This is a genomic window from Hymenobacter frigidus, assembly GCF_014640435.1.
Taxonomy (GTDB): domain Bacteria; phylum Bacteroidota; class Bacteroidia; order Cytophagales; family Hymenobacteraceae; genus Hymenobacter; species Hymenobacter frigidus.
On sequence record NZ_BMGY01000015.1, the window covers coordinates 1 to 16,195 of the forward strand.

Sequence of the window (16,195 nt, forward strand, 5' to 3'; positions counted from 1 at the left end):
TCCGACTTTTTTGGGAGTCTTTTTGCTGCCCACTCTGCCCGCCGCCAAAAACCCTAAACAGGCTCAAAGTATTGAAGAACATCAGCCGCGGTAATCTGGACGAAAGCTTCCAGATTCCGGTATCGGGTGACTTCAAGCTGATGGCCGAAACCATCAACAAAACGATTGATAACCTTAATATTTTCGCCAGCGAAGTAACCCGCGTGGCCCAGGAAGTGGGCACCGAAGGCAAACTCGGCGGCCAGGCCAGCGTGCCGAACGTGGGCGGTATCTGGAAAGACCTCACCGACAACGTAAATAACATGGCCTCGAACCTGACTTCTCAGGTGCGGGATATTGCCAACGTGGCAACCGCGGTAGCCAAGGGCGACTTGAGCCAGAAAATCACCGTTGATGTAAAAGGGGAATTCCTGCAACTCAAGCAGAACCTCAACCAGATGGTGGACTCGCTGAACCTGTTTGCCGGCGAGGTAACCCGCGTGGCCCAGGAAGTAGGCACCGAGGGCAAGCTCGGCGGCCAGGCCAGTGTGCCGAACGTGGCCGGCGTATGGAAGGACCTGACGGACAACGTAAACTACATGGCCTCGAACCTGACTTCGCAGGTGCGGGACATTGCCAACGTAACCACCGCGGTGGCCAAAGGCGACTTGAGCCAGAAAATTACCGTTGATGTAAAAGGAGAACTGCTCCAACTCAAGCAGAACATCAACCAGATGGTGGACTCGCTAAATCTGTTTGCCGGCGAGGTAACCCGCGTGGCCCAGGAAGTGGGCACCGAAGGCAAGCTCGGCGGCCAGGCGGTGGTACCCAACGTGGCCGGCGTGTGGAAGGACCTGACGGACAACGTAAACTACATGGCCTCGAACCTGACTTCGCAGGTGCGGGACATTGCCAACGTAACCACCGCGGTAGCCAAGGGCGACTTGAGCCAGAAAATCACCGTTGATGTAAAAGGCGAGATTCTGCAGTTGAAGCAGAACATCAACCAGATGGTGGACTCGCTGAATCTGTTTGCCGGCGAGGTAACCCGCGTGGCCCAGGAAGTGGGCACCGAAGGCAAACTTGGTGGCCAGGCCAGCGTACCCAACGTGGCCGGCGTATGGAAAGCCCTGACGGACAACGTAAACGACATGGCTGCGGCACTTACCTCGCAGGTACGGGACATTGCCAATGTGGCCACGGCCGTAGCCCGTGGCGACTTGAGCCAGAAGATGACGGTGAATGTGAAGGGCGAAATCCTGGAGCTGAAGAACATCCTCAACCAGATGGTGGATTCGCTGAACATCTTCGGTGACGAGGTGACCCGCGTGGCCCGCGAGGTAGGTACCGAAGGCAAGCTCGGCGGCCAGGCCGTAGTGCCCCGCGTAGGCGGCACCTGGAAGGAGCTGACCGACAATGTGAACACAATGGCCAGCAACCTGACGTCTCAGGTACGGGACATTGCCAACGTGGCTACCGCGGTATCTAAAGGTGACTTGAGCCAGAAGATTACGGTAGATGTAAAAGGCGAGCTGCTGGATTTGAAGGATAACCTCAACCAGATGGTGGACTCGCTGAACATCTTTGCCGGCGAAGTAACCCGTGTGGCCCGCGAAGTGGGCACCGAAGGCATCCTGGGCGGCCAGGCCAATGTGCCGAAAGTAAGCGGCACCTGGAAGGACCTCACGGACAACGTGAACACGATGGCCAGCAACCTGACTTCGCAGATGCGGGACATTGCCAACGTGGCCACGGCCGTGGCTAAGGGCGACCTCTCGCAGAAAATCACCGTCAATGTGCGCGGCGAGCTGCTGCAGCTGAAGGAGAACCTCAACGAAATGGTGGACTCGCTGAACACCTTCGGCGATGAAGTGACCCGCGTGGCCCGCGAAGTAGGTACCGAAGGCAAGCTTGGCGGCCAGGCTAAGGTGCCCAACGTGCGCGGCACCTGGAAGGACCTCACGGACAACGTGAACACGATGGCCAGCAACCTGACTTCTCAGGTGCGGGATATTGCCAACGTGGCTACCGCGGTATCGCGCGGTGACCTCAGCCAGAAGGTGTCGGTAAACGTGAACGGTGAGCTACTCGACCTGAAGGACAACCTGAACCGAATGGTGGACTCGCTGAACATCTTCGCCGGCGAAGTAACCCGCGTGGCCCAGGAAGTGGGCACCGAGGGCAAACTAGGCGGCCAGGCCAGCGTACCCAACGTGGCCGGCGTGTGGAAGGAGCTGACCGACAACGTAAACTACATGGCCTCAAACCTCACCACGCAGGTACGGGGCTTGGTGAAGGTGGTAACGGCGGTATCAAAGGGTGACTTGACCCAGAAACTGACGCTGCAAGCCAAAGGCGAAGTAGCCGAGCTGGCCGATACCATCAACCGCATGGTGGACGACCTGAACCGCCTCGCCGTCGAAGTTAGCCGCGTGGCCAAAGTGGCCGGGGTGGAAGGCAAGCTGACTGAGCGCGCTACGGTAGGCGGCGTATCGGGTTCCTGGAAAGAACTGGTGGACACGCTCAATGCCCTGCTCGAATCCATCGCCTCGCCGGTACTGGAAGTGAGCCGCGTGGTGCGCGCCATCTCGGAAGGCGACCTGACCCAGCGCGTGGAAGTGCCTACCACGGGCGACATCCTGGCCATGTCGAGCGCCCTGAACCTCGCCGTAGAGAACCTGAACGAGCTGCTTGGCGAAATCAACGATTCGTCGCAGATTGTGGGAACTTCTTCGGAAGAAATGGCCGGCAAAGGTCAGGAAATGAGCCGTGTAACCGTCGATGTGGCCCTGGCCATGCAGCAAATGGCCGAAGGTGCTCAGAACCAGGCTCTGAAAACGGACCAGGCCTTTAAGCTGATTGAAGAAATTATGCAGGCCACGCAGGAAACGGCCAATAAGGCCGACGTGGTGAACAAATCAGCAATCCTGGGTGAGCAAACCTCGCAGCTGGGTTTGAAAACGGTGGCCGAAGTGGTGAAAAACATGGAAGAAATATCCAGCGCCGCTTCGCTGACCTCCCGCACCATCGAAGTATTGAGCACGCGGTCGGGCGAAATCAGCAAGTCGTTGGGCGTGATTACCGACATCGCCTCGCAAACCAACCTGCTGGCTCTGAACGCCGCCATCGAAGCTGCCCGTGCCGGGGAAGCCGGTCGTGGCTTCGCCGTAGTAGCTGAGGAAATTCGCAAGCTGGCTGAAGGCTCCCGCAAGTCGGCCAACGAAATTGCTACGCTGGTAGAGGACGTTCGGAAGGATACTACCTCGGCCGCAACCGCTATTTCGACCATGGAAAACCGGGTATTGAAAGGCAAGAACGCCACGTTCGAAGCCAGCTCGGCCTTCAAGAATATTGCGACCAGCAGCGGCGAAACGCTCCGGACTTCACGCGACATTCTCACCGCTACCGAGGTACAGAAAGCCTCGATTAGCGACGTGGTGAAGTACGTGGAAGAAGTAGTAGCCATTGCCGAACAGACAGCTACCGGAACCCAGCAGGTGGCCGGCACGGCCAAGCAGCTCTCCACCGCCATGCAGGAGCTGACGACTAGCTCGCAGCGCCTGACCGACATTGCCGACGACCTCCAGGCCGGCCTCGAAACCTTCCAGCTCAGCTCCTACGAGCCGGAGCCCGAGCCCGAGCCAGTCCGTCGCAGTGCACGGCACCGCGATGATTACCGCTTAAGAGAGGTTTACGCACCTGCTCCGCCAAGCACCATATCGAACCGCCGCCCCCAAAGCCGCCCCGATGTAGTAGTTAGCCCGAACGATAACGGCCGCTCCAGCGGAATGATGCGGCGTCATGCCCGTTCCGAGCCCGCCGCCCCAGCACCTGCACCAGCTCCAACGCGCCGTGAGCGGCCTGTGCGTCCTGCTCGGGTCGAAGCTGTCGCCGCTCCTGTGGCGGCACCCAAGCCACCCGTGAGGGCCAGCCAAAGCGCCGAAAACGGAAAAGCCGGTAAAGCTGCTGCTCCAAAATCGAAAGCCAAGGCGAAATAACGAGTAGTATTAAATAACCAGCTTCGGCAGGCAGCGGATTCTTCGAAGACTGACTACCGAAGCCGGTTACTAACTACCCACTACGGATTACTAGATACATGGCCGATATTGAATTGTCTGTTCCTGCTGCCAAACCAGAGCGCGTTAAACCCGCCGAGCTGGTGCAGCTTATCGTTTTTCGCCTCGGCGATGAGGACTATGGTATTCGCATAGAACAGGTGAAGGAGGTAACTGTGACGCCAGAAGTGGCGCGCATGCCTAAAACGCCCCCTTTCATCAAGGGCATTGCCAACCTGCGCGGCGACATCATTGCCATTATCGACCTAGAGGAGCGGTTCCTGCTGCGCCCGGCTGGGCGCGCGGTGCCCGAGCGGAGCTACACCGTGGCCGTAGAAGCCGCCGACTACATCCTTGGTCTGATGGTGCGGGAAGTTCCCCGCCCATTCACGCTGCCCCAGAGCCAGATTGAAGCAGCGCCGGATTTCGTGCAGGATTCCAGCACCCGCGACAAATACCTCGAAGGCATTGCCAAACTGCCCGATGGGGGCATTATCATTGTGCTCGACATGCGCAAGCTCCTGACGCCAAGTGAGGTAATGCGCCTGCCAGGCAAAAGCGCATCTTCGTAGGCGCTAACCCGTACAAGCAAGGCCAGCCCGTTCGGTCTGGCTGCTATTCTCTTTTAATTTTATATTACCCAGTTCCATGAATAAGCGCATCCTCATCGTCGACGACTCATTTTACATGCGTACGATGCTCAAAAACATGCTCACCGATGCCGGCTACGAAGTAGTGGGCGAGGCAGCCAATGGCGCGCAGGCCCTGGAAATGGCTACGTCTACCAGTCCCGACCTCATTACCCTCGACGTAATCCTGCCCGATAACACGGGCTTGGATGTGCTCAAAAGCCTGCGGCAAATACAGCCATCGGCTAAAGTGGTGATGTGTAGTGCCGTAGGCCAGGAAGTAATTGTAACGGAAGCCATCGAAAATGGCGCGTTAGCTTACATCGTGAAGCCCTTCTCGGAAGAGAAAGTGTTGGAAATTGTTGGGGCCGCGTTGCAAAACGATGCCGCTGAACCAGCCGTCTAACGTGTTTCAATTACGTACCGTAGCAAGGCAAACACCCATCGGGAACGACGGGAAGAACAACCATGCCGCGGTGCTTGGTACAGATGACACAACCAAATCCGGCCAATGAAAACGCGCGACCAGGAATACCGGGAGCTGTTTATGGCCGAGGCGCTGGAGTATTATGACTCCATGAGCCGCCACCTGAGCGAGTTGGAACGCAACCCCAACGCCGGGCCGGCACTCAATGAGCTATTTCGGCTCATGCACAACCTGAAGGCCAACGCCCGGGCTATGGGTTTTACCGACTTGGGCGAGGTAGCGCACCACCTCGAAACCCTTTTTGGACTGATTCGGGACCAGGAACGCACCTTCAGCGGCCCGCTCATTCGGGTGGTATTCGCGGGCGTTGATGCCTTGGGCAATATGATTCGTGCGGTAGGGGCCAATCAGCCCTTGCCCGATGCCAGTGCGCTGCTCGACAACCTCGACCGCTTGGTGCGCGGCGAAGCCCCGGTATTGGATGAGGTGGACGAAGGCGACACCGAGGAGGAGTCGAACCGGAAAATGGAGCTTTCTGACTTGGTGTACATCCAGGTCAAGAAGCTGGATAATCTGTTGAATCTGGTCGGTGAGCTGGTTATTGACCGCGACCGGATAATGACCCTGGCCCAGGAAATTGGCAATCCTGCTCTGTTGGCTACCGCTCAGCACTTGTTCCGCATTTCCGACGACTTGCAGTACAGCGTGATGGATGCCCGCTTGGTGGGCGTGGGCGTATTGCTCAACAAATTTCCGCGCGTGGTGCGCGATGTTGCCACCGCCGAAAACAAAGAAGTTGAATTAACCCTAAGCGGCCAGGATGTTCAAATAGACCGCAATATCCTTCAAATCATCACCGATGCCTTGTTGCATCTGGTGCGAAATGCAGTCAGCCACGGGCTGGAAACTACTGAACAGCGGCAGGCCGCTGGCAAGTCGGCGATTGGCCACCTCACGTTGTCGGCCCTCACTGAGCGCGACGATGTGCTCATTCAGGTGCAGGACGATGGTCGCGGCATCAATACCGAAGCGGTGCGCCGCAAAGCCGTGGAGCGCGGCCTGATTACGGCCGCCGCCGCCGGCTCACTCAACGAGCAGGACGTGTGGGCCCTCTTATTCGAGCCGGGTTTCTCGATGGCCGATAAGGTGACCGATATTTCCGGCCGTGGCGTGGGCCTCGACGTGGTAAAGCTGGCCCTCGATTCGTTGGGAGGCCAGTTGCGCGTAGAATCTGAGCTCGGCATCGGCACTACGTTTACGTTAGTGCTGCCCACATCCATCGCCGTGAAGGGGGCCCTGCTCATCGAGGTGGATGAGCGGCCTTACGCGCTGCCGTTGATGCACACCGACACCGTTTTATCCCTGGAGCCCAGTCAGATTTCGGTGGTGGGTGGGGTATTGGTAACACATGTGCAAGGCTTGGCGGTGCCGCTGGTGCCGTTGCGGCTACTGCTCCACGATGAGGGCGACGACGTGTTGCCGCTGGCCAGCAAAAGTGAATTGGACGGTCCGCAGCAAGTGCTGGTCGTCAACTATAATAATCGGCGCTTGGGCTTGGTGGTTGACCGGTTTATCCGGCAGCAAAATATCGTCATCAAGCCTCTGAGCAAACCTTTAGACACCATTGACCTTTTTGGAGGAGTTACGCTTTTGGGCAGCGGGCAGGTTTGCCTGGTGCTCGATGTGCCCGCTCTTACCCGCCTGTTTCTTGCCAAACGACCTTAATTTTCATTTCTTTCACCCCAGTCCTCGCAGCTGCACTTCCCCTAGTTTGACGTTATGGATTTATCGATGACCGACTTAGAGCGTGATATAATTCGCGAGATTTTGAACATTGGTCTGGCTCGCGCCGCCGATTCGTTCGCCATTATTGCCAAGGACCGTGTCCTGCTCGAAGTGCCGAATATTGACTTGCTTATGAGCGAGGATATTCTGCAGCGAGTGCGTGAATATCAGTCCAGGCATGTGGCTATTCAGTCCGACATCCGGGGTGATTTCAATGGGACTACGCTGATGTTCTTTTCGGGCCAGCACGTGCAGCGACTTTCCCGGGTGTGCCTGCGCATGCAAACCGACGAAGCGTTGGACGTGAACGAGTTGCAGGAATCCCTATTGCTGGAAATTAGCAATATCATTACGGGCGCGCTCGTCACGCAATTGGCCAATATCCTCAAGGCAAACATTTACGGGGCTCCGCCCACGGCTCCCCGGGGCGACATTGCGGATACCCTGCAAAGCCTGATTCCGGAACAGCAGCTCCAGCCGCTTATTTTCACGGTTATCACGCAATTCTCCGATAAGGATAATATGGTAGAGTTGCCACTGATGCTCTTTTTTGACCGGGCGACGTTTATAAAAATCCTGGATATTATTCGTAGCTACGACTTCCTGGGTAGCCAGATGTCGGCGTAAGCAAGCAAAACGTTTGTCCGTTTTGGGTCCCCATTACTGTTAAATCAGCGCGTCATGCTACGCCTGCTTGAGGTGCGTTTGCCAAGGCGTTGCAGAATGCTTTGGACCAATGCGTTTCCGTAGGGGCAGCATGACGTCGCTTTTCCATGCCAGGCCAAACTCATACCCTGTCGCTGGCTTGGCTGCCTTGTTTCCCTCATTTACCATTCAATAGTTATGTCAAAAGCTGCTGCCGCACGTGCCGAAAAAATAGCTTCCTTCGACCCCAACGCACCCGGCGATGCCGATGGCGGCCTCTTCGGGCTGCCCTTTACACCAGAAGAGGCGCAGGTGGTGGTGGTGCCCGTGCCCTGGGAAGTGACCGTGAGCTACCGGGCCGGCACTGCCAACGGCCCCGCGGCCATTCGCGATGCTTCCCTGCAAGTCGACCTCTACGATTCCGACATGCCCAATGCCTGGCAGATGGGCCTGGCCATGGAGGAAGAAGACGAAACCATCGCCGCCGCCAGCCGCGCCTTGCGCCCCCTGGCCGCTGATTATATCACTTGGCTCGAGGCTGGCAAACCCGAAGCTGACCGCCAGAAATTCGAGGGTGTGCCCGCCCAAGCCACGGCTGAAGGCGAAAAAATGCTGCAATGGCTGAAAGCCAAAACCGGAGCTTTGCTCGATGCCGGCAAGGGGGTGGTGGTGCTGGGCGGCGACCACAGCACCCCGTTGGGTTACCTGCACGCGCTGGCCGAACGCCACGAGGAGTTTGCCATTCTGCAGTTTGATGCGCACTGCGACCTTCGCCCCGCTTACGAAGGCTTCCGGTTTTCGCACGCCAGCATCATGCACAATGCTTTGGAACTGCCCCAGGTGAAGAAACTGGTGCAGGTGGGTATTCGCGACATGTGCCAGCAGGAGGCCGAACTAATCGAGCACTCCAACGGACGGGTGGCGCTGTTCAGCCAGCGATTTTTGAGCGACGAAAAATTTGCAAAGAAGTCCTGGAAGAAGGTGTGCGGCAAAATCATTGCCCAACTGCCGCGTAAGGTTTACATCAGCTTCGATATTGACGGGCTCGACCCCAAACTTTGCCCCGGTACCGGCACGCCCGTACCCGGCGGCCTGGAGTATGAAGAAGCCACGTATCTGATACGCGCCATTGTGCGCGAGGGCATTCAGATAATTGGCTGTGACCTCAACGAGGTGGCCCCCGGCGACACCGACTGGAACGGTATTGTGGGTGCTCGCCTGCTCTACCAACTTTGCAACTGGATGGCCGTATCTCAAGGCCGGCTCGCGGCCAAAGGCATGCACGCCGAGTAATTCACTTTCACCTTTCCACTTGTTGATATGGTTGGTTTTATCCTCAAATTTGTTCTCACGGCGGTGTTGGTTTATGGCCTCAGCACGGTGTTGCCGGGCGTGACGCTGAGTGGCGTGGGCGGGGCCGCCATCCTGGTGCTCGTGCTAGGTATTCTCAATGCCGTGGTTAAGCCAATCCTTCAGATTCTGGGCTTTCCCATCACAATACTCACGCTGGGGTTATTCCTGCTGGTCATCAACGTAATTATCGTCAAGCTGGCCGATTTCCTGATGACCAGCTTTACGGTAAATGGCTTCATTAATGCGTTGATATTCAGCGTGGCGCTATCGGTTGTCAACGCGGTGGTTGATATGGTGATTGACTAAACACCCTGTTCCTTCACAACCAAAGCCCCACCGCTGTCCCTATTCGGGTACGGCGGTGGGGCTTTTCGTTAACCGGTGCGTTGTTTCAGGTCAGTGTGCGGTAGCGCCAGCAACGGCGTTTGCGCTACGACTCGCTACCGACACATCGTAAAAATGCCCTGCGGGTGGGCCGGGCATTTTCTGTAAAAGAGTTGCGGGAGGTTACATCCGGCGAATATCTGCGCCCAGCGCGTTTAGGCGCAAGTCGATGTTCTGGTAGCCGCGGTCAATCTGCTCCACGTTTTCGATGGTGCTCTTGCCTTCGGCCGAAAGCGCAGCGATGAGCAGAGCCACGCCGGCCCGGATATCGGGCGAGGTCATGGTGATGCCGCGCAGGCGGGCGCGCTGGTCCAGGCCGATGACGGTGGCTCGGTGCGGGTCGCAGAGAATAACCTGCGCGCCCATGTCAATGAGCTTATCCACGAAGAACAGGCGCGACTCGAACATCTTTTGATGAATGAGCACCGTACCCTTGGCTTGGCAGGCCACCACCAGCACAATGCTCAGCAAATCGGGCGTGAAGCCCGGCCACGTATGGTCCGACACCGTGAGGATGGAACCGTCGAGGTACGTAGCGATTTCGTAGTGCTCCTGGGCCGGAATGTGAATATCATCGCCCCGAAACTCCAACTGAATACCCAGCTTGCGAAATGTGTCCGGGATGAGGCCCAACTCGGCAATCTGGCAATCCTTGATGGTGATTTCGGAGCCCGTCATGGCCGCGAGGCCGATGAACGAGCCAATCTCAATCATATCGGGCAGCATGCGGTGCTCGGTGCCGCCAAGGCGTTCCACGCCTTCAATGGTGAGTAGGTTTGAGCCAATGCCCTGAATATTGGCCCCCATGCGTACCAGCATCCGGCAGAGCTGCTGCAAATAAGGCTCGCAAGCGGCGTTGTAGATAGTGGTGGTGCCCTCGGCTAGCACGGCGGCCATCAGAATGTTGGCAGTGCCGGTCACGGAGGCTTCGTCGAGCAGCATGTGGGTGCCGCGCAGCTTGCCTTCCGCCTTGATGCGGTAAAAGTCGGCCCCTTCCAGCGTGAGCTTGCCGCCCAGCTTTTCCAGCCCCAAAAAATGCGTGTCCATGGGCCGGCGGCCAATTTTATCGCCACCTGGCTTGGGCAGCTGGCAACGGCCGTAGCGACCCAGCATGGGCCCGAGTATCATCACAGAACCGCGCAATGCACTGGCCTGAGCCACGAATTCTGACGTGTCCATGTAGTCGAGGTTCACATTCTCGGCTTGGAAGACGTACGTGTCCGTGGCCAGCTTACCCACCTTTACGCCCATATCGCGCAACAGCTCGATGAGCTTGTTGACGTCGCGAATATCGGGAATATTGCTAATAGTGACAGGCTCCGAGGTCAGTAATACCGCGCAGAGAATCTGGAGGGCTTCGTTTTTTGCGCCTTGGGGCGTGATTTCGCCGCGCAATGCTTTGCCGCCGCGTACTTCAAATGATGCCATATGGATTTAAGGGTAAAAGGCTGTCATCCTGAGCGCGACGAAGGACCTTATTACGCTTGAATAAGTCATTCAAGCGTAATAAGGTCCTTCGTCGCGCTCAGGATGACAGGTAGGAAATGTAAAAATTATTGGGGCGGCTGCTGCGGCTCTTGGCTGCGGCCTTTTTTACGCTTCTTGCCGTTTTTATTGCCGAAGCCGTTGTTGCGCCCGTCGCGGTCGCGGCCTTCGCGGCGGTCCCGGTTCTGGCCTTCGCGCGCTTGGGGTTGCGGCACTATGAAGGCCGGCGTGCGGCTCGGGGCAGCGGTGCCAGCGGTGCCAGTGGGCATTTCGAACAGGTTTTCACTGTCGACCAAGGCAGAATCGAGCGTGAGTTCGCCGCCCGATAATTCGCTCAAATGGCGCAGGATGGTGACGTCCTTCGCGTTTTCCTTATTGTGCTGCCGATACAGGAACTTCATGGTGCGGCCAATCTGAATGGTGGCCTGCTCGCGTTCGGCGGCATCCTCCAGCGTCAGGGCTTTGGTAATCAGCGCCTCGATGGCGGCCCCGTAGACCCGCAGCTTGGGAGCCGTGCGCGGGTATGGCACGCGAGACGGTTTTTCGGTGCGTACCGTGAGGCTGCGCAGGGGCACCGGGGCCTCCAGCGTCACTTCCTCGCCAGCCAATGCGTGCAGGTGGTTCCAGAGGCGGGTTTGCACCTCGGGCAGGTCGCGCAGAGCGGGCTGTAGGCGTAGCATCAGCTGCACAATCTGCCCGGCGCGCTTGGTGCGCTCGGCCACGTCCTCAATGTCCTTGAGGCCCAGAATGAGTTGGTAAGTGCTGTGCCCGTATTCACGCACCAGCAGTTGCAGGTGGAAGGGCAGGGAGAGAATATCGGTCATAAAAAACAGGAGGGAGGCTGCCAGGGGCAGCGCTCAGGCCAAAGGTACGTACTTGGGAGCGTCGGTGACGAAGTCGTTTGGCTCGATAAAGAAGGTCGTGCAGCGCGTAGCGAAGCATGGCCTTCTTGCGAAGCGGATACTTAATGCACCCGCAGCTTGGCAAAACTCAGCAGCAGCACTTTCTCGCCCACTTCCTCAAACTGAATGGTGGCTTTGGTAGTGCCCTGTTGAGTTTCCAGCGCACTCACCGTGCCGAAACCGAACTTGGCGTGCTCCACGCGCTGACCGGCTTGTAGCTTGGAGGTGTCGGAGGGGGCGAAATCGGCGGGGGCCACGTATTTGGTGGCCATTACCTTGCGGGGCGGCGTCGGAATCAAGTTTGAGCGCCGCTCAAATACGTGCTGGAACGGCGACTCGCCAGCCCCCGGACCGGCCGCGAACTTGAAGTTGACGTACTGCGGGTCGATTTCGTCCAGAAAGCGGCTTTTTTCGCAGCTGCGCAGGTTGCCCCACTGGTAGCGGGAGGTGGCGTAGCTCAGGGTAAGTTTTTTCTCCGCCCGCGTAATGGCCACGTAGAACAAGCGGCGTTCTTCTTCCAAATCGGCCCGCGAGGTAATCATCATCTGGCTAGGGAAGAGGTTTTCCTCCATGCCCACGATGTACACGTTGCGGAATTCCAGGCCTTTAGCCGAGTGAATGGTCATCAGCGTCACGGCCTCGCCTTCCTGCGCCGCGTCCTTCAGGTCAGAATCCGTGACCAGGGCAATATCCTGCAGAAACGCGCCGAGGCTTTTGTCTTCCCGCTCCGGGTCGTCCACATACTCCTTGATGCCGTTGAGCAGCTCCTGCATGTTCTCGTAGCGGGAGAGGCCCTCAATGCTTTTATCGGCATACAATTCCTCCAGCATGCCGGAGTTTTTGGCGATAAACTTGGCCGCTTCAAAGGCATCTTCCTTCCCGGCAATCACCACGTAGCTTTTGATTTTCTCCGCAAAACCCACTACGGGATTCGATACCCGCGCGGCCAGGAATTGGTCGGCGTGGGCTACCACTTCCCACAGCGAGTGGTTGTTTTCATCGGCCGTGGTAATGAGCTTGCTGATGGTGGTATCGCCAATGCCGCGCTTCGGATAATTAATTACCCGGCGAATAGCCTGCTCGTCATTTTGATTAACGGTGAGGCGCAAGTAGGCCACTAAATCCTTAATTTCCTTGCGTTGATAAAACGACAGGCCGCCAACAACTTTATACTTTATATTTAATTTTCGCAACGATTCCTCCATCGCGCGGCTTTGCGCATTAGTACGGTACAGAATGGCGAAATTATCGTAAGAAAGATGCCCATTCATCTTATCCTCAAAGATGGAATTAGCCACCAATTTGCCCTCCTCGTTGTCGGAAGCGGCTTTCAGGACTTCAATCAGCGTGCCGTCTTCATTCTCCGAAAATACGTCCTTGCGCAATTGCGCCTGATTGTTTTTAATTACCGAATTGGCTGCCCAAACAATGTTTTTCGTGGAGCGGTAATTTTGCTCCAGCTTAAATACCTGCAATTCCGGATAGTCTTTCTCGAAATTGAGAATGTTGGTAATATCCGCGCCACGGAAGGCGTAAATACTTTGCGCATCATCGCCCACCACGCAAATATTTCGCTCTTTGGCCGCCAGCTTGCGCGTAATTAAATACTGTGAATAGTTGGTGTCCTGGTACTCGTCCACCATTACAAACCGGAACATATTCTGGTATTTATTCAGAATATCGGTGTGTTCCTTAAACAGCACGTTGGTGTTGAAAAGCAGGTCGTCAAAATCCATCGCGCCGGCCTTGAAACAGCGTTGCTGGTACTGCTGGTAGAGCACCCCGATTTTGGGGCGCAACGCCGCCTCATCGTCGGCCTTGATGGCCGCGTCGTTGAGGTACTGACTTACCGAAATCAGCTTATTCTTGGCAGCCGAGATGCGGCCCAACACCAGGCTGGATTTGTAGAGTTTGTCATCCAGCTCCAACTCCTTCACAATTTGGCCCATCAGGGTTTTTGAGTCCTGGGAGTCGTAGATAGTAAAGCTGCGCGGGTAGCCGATTTTGTCGGCTTCGGAGCGCAGGATTTTGGCGAATACGGAGTGGAAAGTGCCCATCCACAGGTTGCGGGCATTGGGGCCAACCACTTTTTCCACGCGGGCGCGCATTTCCTTGGCGGCCTTGTTGGTGAAGGTGAGGGCGAGAATATTGAACGGGTCGACGCCCTTTTCGAGCAGATGGGCAATGCGGTAGGTGAGGACCCGGGTTTTGCCCGAGCCGGCACCGGCGATAATCATGCAGGGACCGTCGGTTTGCATCACCGCGCCGGCCTGCGACGGATTCAGAAGGGAAAGATAATCTAATGCCATGTGCGAATAAGCCGCCTTTTGAGCGGGTTTACAAAGGTACGGAGCCGTGGGCAGGGGCGGGTCATCAATTTGGGCCCGCGCCGGTGGGGTTATCTTTGTGAATGATTATTATTCAGGAAACGGTCATTTCCGACGACATCGCCGATAATTTTTTCGTCTGCAACCTCGAAGCCTGCAAGGGCGCGTGCTGCGTGGAGGGCGACCTCGGCGCGCCCCTCGAAGAACCCGAGTTGAAGATTCTGGAGCAGGAATACGCCAATATCAAGCCCTTCTTAACCGACGCCGGCCGCGCCGCTATCGAGGCGCAAGGCCTCTACATTAAGGATTGGGAAGGGGATTTCAGCACCACGACCATTGAGGATAAGGAGTGCGCCTACGCCCTGTGGGACGAGCGCGGCATCCTGAAGTGCGGCATCGAGCAGGCGTACCTGGCTGGGGCTACCACGTTCAAAAAGCCCATCAGCTGCCACTTATACCCCATTCGCATCACGAAGTACGAAGGCTTTGATGCTTTGAACTACGACCGGTGGAACATCTGCAACCCGGCCTGCGCATTCGGCGGCACGTTGGGCGTGAAAGTGTACCAATTTCTGAAGGAGCCGCTGATTCGTAAGTACGGTGAGGGCTGGTACGGGGAACTGGTGAAGGAAATTGAGAATCCGACAGTGAAGAAATAAGCAACGGATAGGCCCGTTAAACGTGAGAACGTCATGCTCAGCGAAGTCGAAGCATCTCGCGTGTGGTAGTAAACCATTTAATTGGGTTACTGTGGCACGCGAGATGCTCCGACTTCGCTCAGAATGACGTTTCTGGTTTATGCAGAATGGGCGAAAATCTACTCCTCCTTCACCACAATCTTCTCAATCTCGTCGTTGGCGGTAATCTGGTCAATTACATTAACGCCTTCTACTACCTTACCGAATACGGTGTGTACACGGTCGAGGTGCGCGGTATTGTCACGCGAGTGCACCACGAAAAACTGCGAGCCGCCGGTATTTTTGCCGGCGTGGGCCATGCTCAGCGCGCCACGCTCGTGGTACTGGTGGTCGCCGCTGGTTTCGCAGTCGATTTTATAGCCGGGGCCACCGGTGCCGGGCTGGCCCTTAGCCCCATCGCGTGAGTTAGGGCAGCCACCCTGAATCACGAAATTCGGGATAACGCGGTGGAACTTTAGGCCGTCGTAGAAGCCTTTCTGCGCGAGGTCGGTGAAATTTTTTACGGTTTTCGGAGCGTCCTGCTCGTAAAACTCAACTTTCATTACACCCTTTTTGGTGTGGATTTCAGCGGTTTTCATGAATCGCGGATTTTAGCGGATTGATTAAACGGAAGCAGACCTCGCTTCCGGGGCCGAAGGTAAGAATTTGGCGGCCTTGCAAAACATCCCGGGAAGGTTGTAGTTTCGTAAGTTCACAGCCGTATAAGCACATACGTTGTTAATGATTTTCTGCTCACCCGTTTTTTCTTCTTTCACAACAACCATCTCATGAAAAAATCTTTTGCTCCTCTGCTAGCTGCTTTTGCAACGACCCTGATGCTCACAAGCTGCGGCAACGAAAAGACCACCACTACCGAAACTGCTGTAAGCACGGTGAACCCGGCTGACTCATTAGCCGCAGTGGCCGGTGATTCGGCCCGGATGGCCAAGCCGGAAGGCGTAATGGTGGACGGTGTGGCCATGACGGCCGATAAGAATATCGTGGAAAATGCTGCTGGTGCCAAAAGCGTGAGCACGCTGGTATCGGCCGTGAAAGCTGCTGGCTTGGTAGAAACACTGAGCGGCACCGGTCCCTTCACGGTATTCGCGCCCACCAATGCTGCCTTCGACAAGCTGCCCAAAGGTGCCGTAGCCGGCCTGATGGACCCCGCCAGCAAAGCCAAACTGGCTGGTGTGCTCACTTACCACGTCATCGCCGGTCGCCTCGTGGCCGCCGACCTGAAAGACGGCCAGGAGTTGACTACCGTGAACGGCGAGAAGCTGAAAGTGACGGTGAAAGACGGCCAGGTGATGGTTGGCAACGGCAAAGACGCCCCCGCCACCGTGCAAATCGCCGACGTGATTTCGAGCAACGGCGTAACCCACGTAATTGACACCGTGATTTTGCCCGTTGCCAAGTAAGTTCCTGTCACAGCGAGCGGAGCGAAGCAATTCGTCCTGTTCTCAGCGATAAACCTACAAGTGTGAAAAGCCTCAACTTCGCGAAGGAGTTGGGGCTTTTTTCTTGAGAAACGGGTCAAATTTTAA

General features: G+C 56.7%; 13 protein-coding genes. 9 read left to right on the forward strand and 4 right to left on the reverse strand.

What is annotated here, in order from left to right; all coding sequences use genetic code 11:
• Nucleotides 1-71 precede the first annotated feature (71 nt).
• The 7 genes from IEW17_RS09630 to IEW17_RS09660 all read left to right on the forward strand — a co-directional run bounded on the left by IEW17_RS09630 (nt 72) and on the right by IEW17_RS09660 (nt 9,179).
• The gene (locus IEW17_RS09630; RefSeq protein ID WP_229748927.1) at nt 72-3,977 is read left to right on the forward strand and encodes a HAMP domain-containing protein; all 3,906 of its coding nucleotides are present in this window, start codon (nt 72-74) and stop codon (nt 3,975-3,977) included.
• 98 nt (nt 3,978-4,075) lie between these two features.
• The gene (locus tag IEW17_RS09635; RefSeq protein WP_188561837.1) at nt 4,076-4,606 is read left to right on the forward strand and encodes a chemotaxis protein CheW; all 531 of its coding nucleotides are present in this window, start codon (nt 4,076-4,078) and stop codon (nt 4,604-4,606) included.
• Nucleotides 4,607-4,682: 76 nt separating this feature from the next.
• Entirely contained in the window at nt 4,683-5,069 is a 387-nt protein-coding gene (locus IEW17_RS09640; protein ID WP_188561838.1) for a response regulator, read from the forward strand.
• 105 nt (nt 5,070-5,174) lie between these two features.
• The gene (locus tag IEW17_RS09645; RefSeq protein ID WP_188561839.1) at nt 5,175-6,815 is read left to right on the forward strand and encodes a chemotaxis protein CheA; all 1,641 of its coding nucleotides are present in this window, start codon (nt 5,175-5,177) and stop codon (nt 6,813-6,815) included.
• A 54-nt stretch (nt 6,816-6,869) separates the two neighbouring features.
• Nucleotides 6,870-7,502 (forward strand): chemotaxis protein CheC, encoded by a 633-nt coding sequence (locus IEW17_RS09650; RefSeq protein ID WP_229748928.1) that lies wholly within the window; start codon nt 6,870-6,872, stop codon nt 7,500-7,502.
• A 216-nt stretch (nt 7,503-7,718) separates the two neighbouring features.
• Nucleotides 7,719-8,813: an agmatinase gene (gene speB, locus IEW17_RS09655; RefSeq protein ID WP_188561840.1), complete on the forward strand. Its 1,095-nt coding sequence runs from the start codon at nt 7,719-7,721 to the stop codon at nt 8,811-8,813.
• A gap of 27 nt (nt 8,814-8,840) precedes the next feature.
• Nucleotides 8,841-9,179, forward strand: coding sequence for a phage holin family protein (locus IEW17_RS09660; protein WP_188561841.1), 339 nt, complete (start codon nt 8,841-8,843; stop codon nt 9,177-9,179).
• A 201-nt stretch (nt 9,180-9,380) separates the two neighbouring features.
• On the opposite strand, the gene murA is transcribed toward IEW17_RS09660, so the two are convergent.
• From murA to IEW17_RS09675, 3 genes are all read right to left on the reverse strand, one after another.
• The gene (gene murA, locus IEW17_RS09665) at nt 9,381-10,685 is read right to left on the reverse strand and encodes a UDP-N-acetylglucosamine 1-carboxyvinyltransferase (protein WP_188561842.1); all 1,305 of its coding nucleotides are present in this window, start codon (nt 10,683-10,685) and stop codon (nt 9,381-9,383) included.
• Between the two features lie 125 nt (nt 10,686-10,810).
• Nucleotides 10,811-11,566: a DUF4290 domain-containing protein gene (locus IEW17_RS09670; protein ID WP_188561843.1), complete on the reverse strand. Its 756-nt coding sequence runs from the start codon at nt 11,564-11,566 to the stop codon at nt 10,811-10,813.
• Nucleotides 11,567-11,706: 140 nt separating this feature from the next.
• Nucleotides 11,707-13,953, reverse strand: coding sequence for an ATP-dependent helicase (locus IEW17_RS09675; RefSeq protein WP_188561844.1), 2,247 nt, complete (start codon nt 13,951-13,953; stop codon nt 11,707-11,709).
• Between the two features lie 101 nt (nt 13,954-14,054).
• On the opposite strand from IEW17_RS09675, the gene IEW17_RS09680 reads away from it, so the two are divergent.
• Nucleotides 14,055-14,630 carry a DUF3109 family protein gene (locus tag IEW17_RS09680; protein WP_188561845.1) on the forward strand — a complete coding sequence of 192 codons (576 nt, stop codon included), beginning with the start codon at nt 14,055-14,057 and terminating at the stop codon, nt 14,628-14,630.
• Nucleotides 14,631-14,788: 158 nt separating this feature from the next.
• On the opposite strand, the gene IEW17_RS09685 is transcribed toward IEW17_RS09680, so the two are convergent.
• The gene (locus IEW17_RS09685; RefSeq protein ID WP_188561846.1) at nt 14,789-15,247 is read right to left on the reverse strand and encodes a peptidylprolyl isomerase; all 459 of its coding nucleotides are present in this window, start codon (nt 15,245-15,247) and stop codon (nt 14,789-14,791) included.
• 189 nt (nt 15,248-15,436) lie between these two features.
• On the opposite strand from IEW17_RS09685, the gene IEW17_RS09690 reads away from it, so the two are divergent.
• Nucleotides 15,437-16,069 carry a fasciclin domain-containing protein gene (locus tag IEW17_RS09690; RefSeq protein WP_188561847.1) on the forward strand — a complete coding sequence of 211 codons (633 nt, stop codon included), beginning with the start codon at nt 15,437-15,439 and terminating at the stop codon, nt 16,067-16,069.
• The last annotated feature ends 126 nt before the right edge of the window (nt 16,070-16,195 follow it).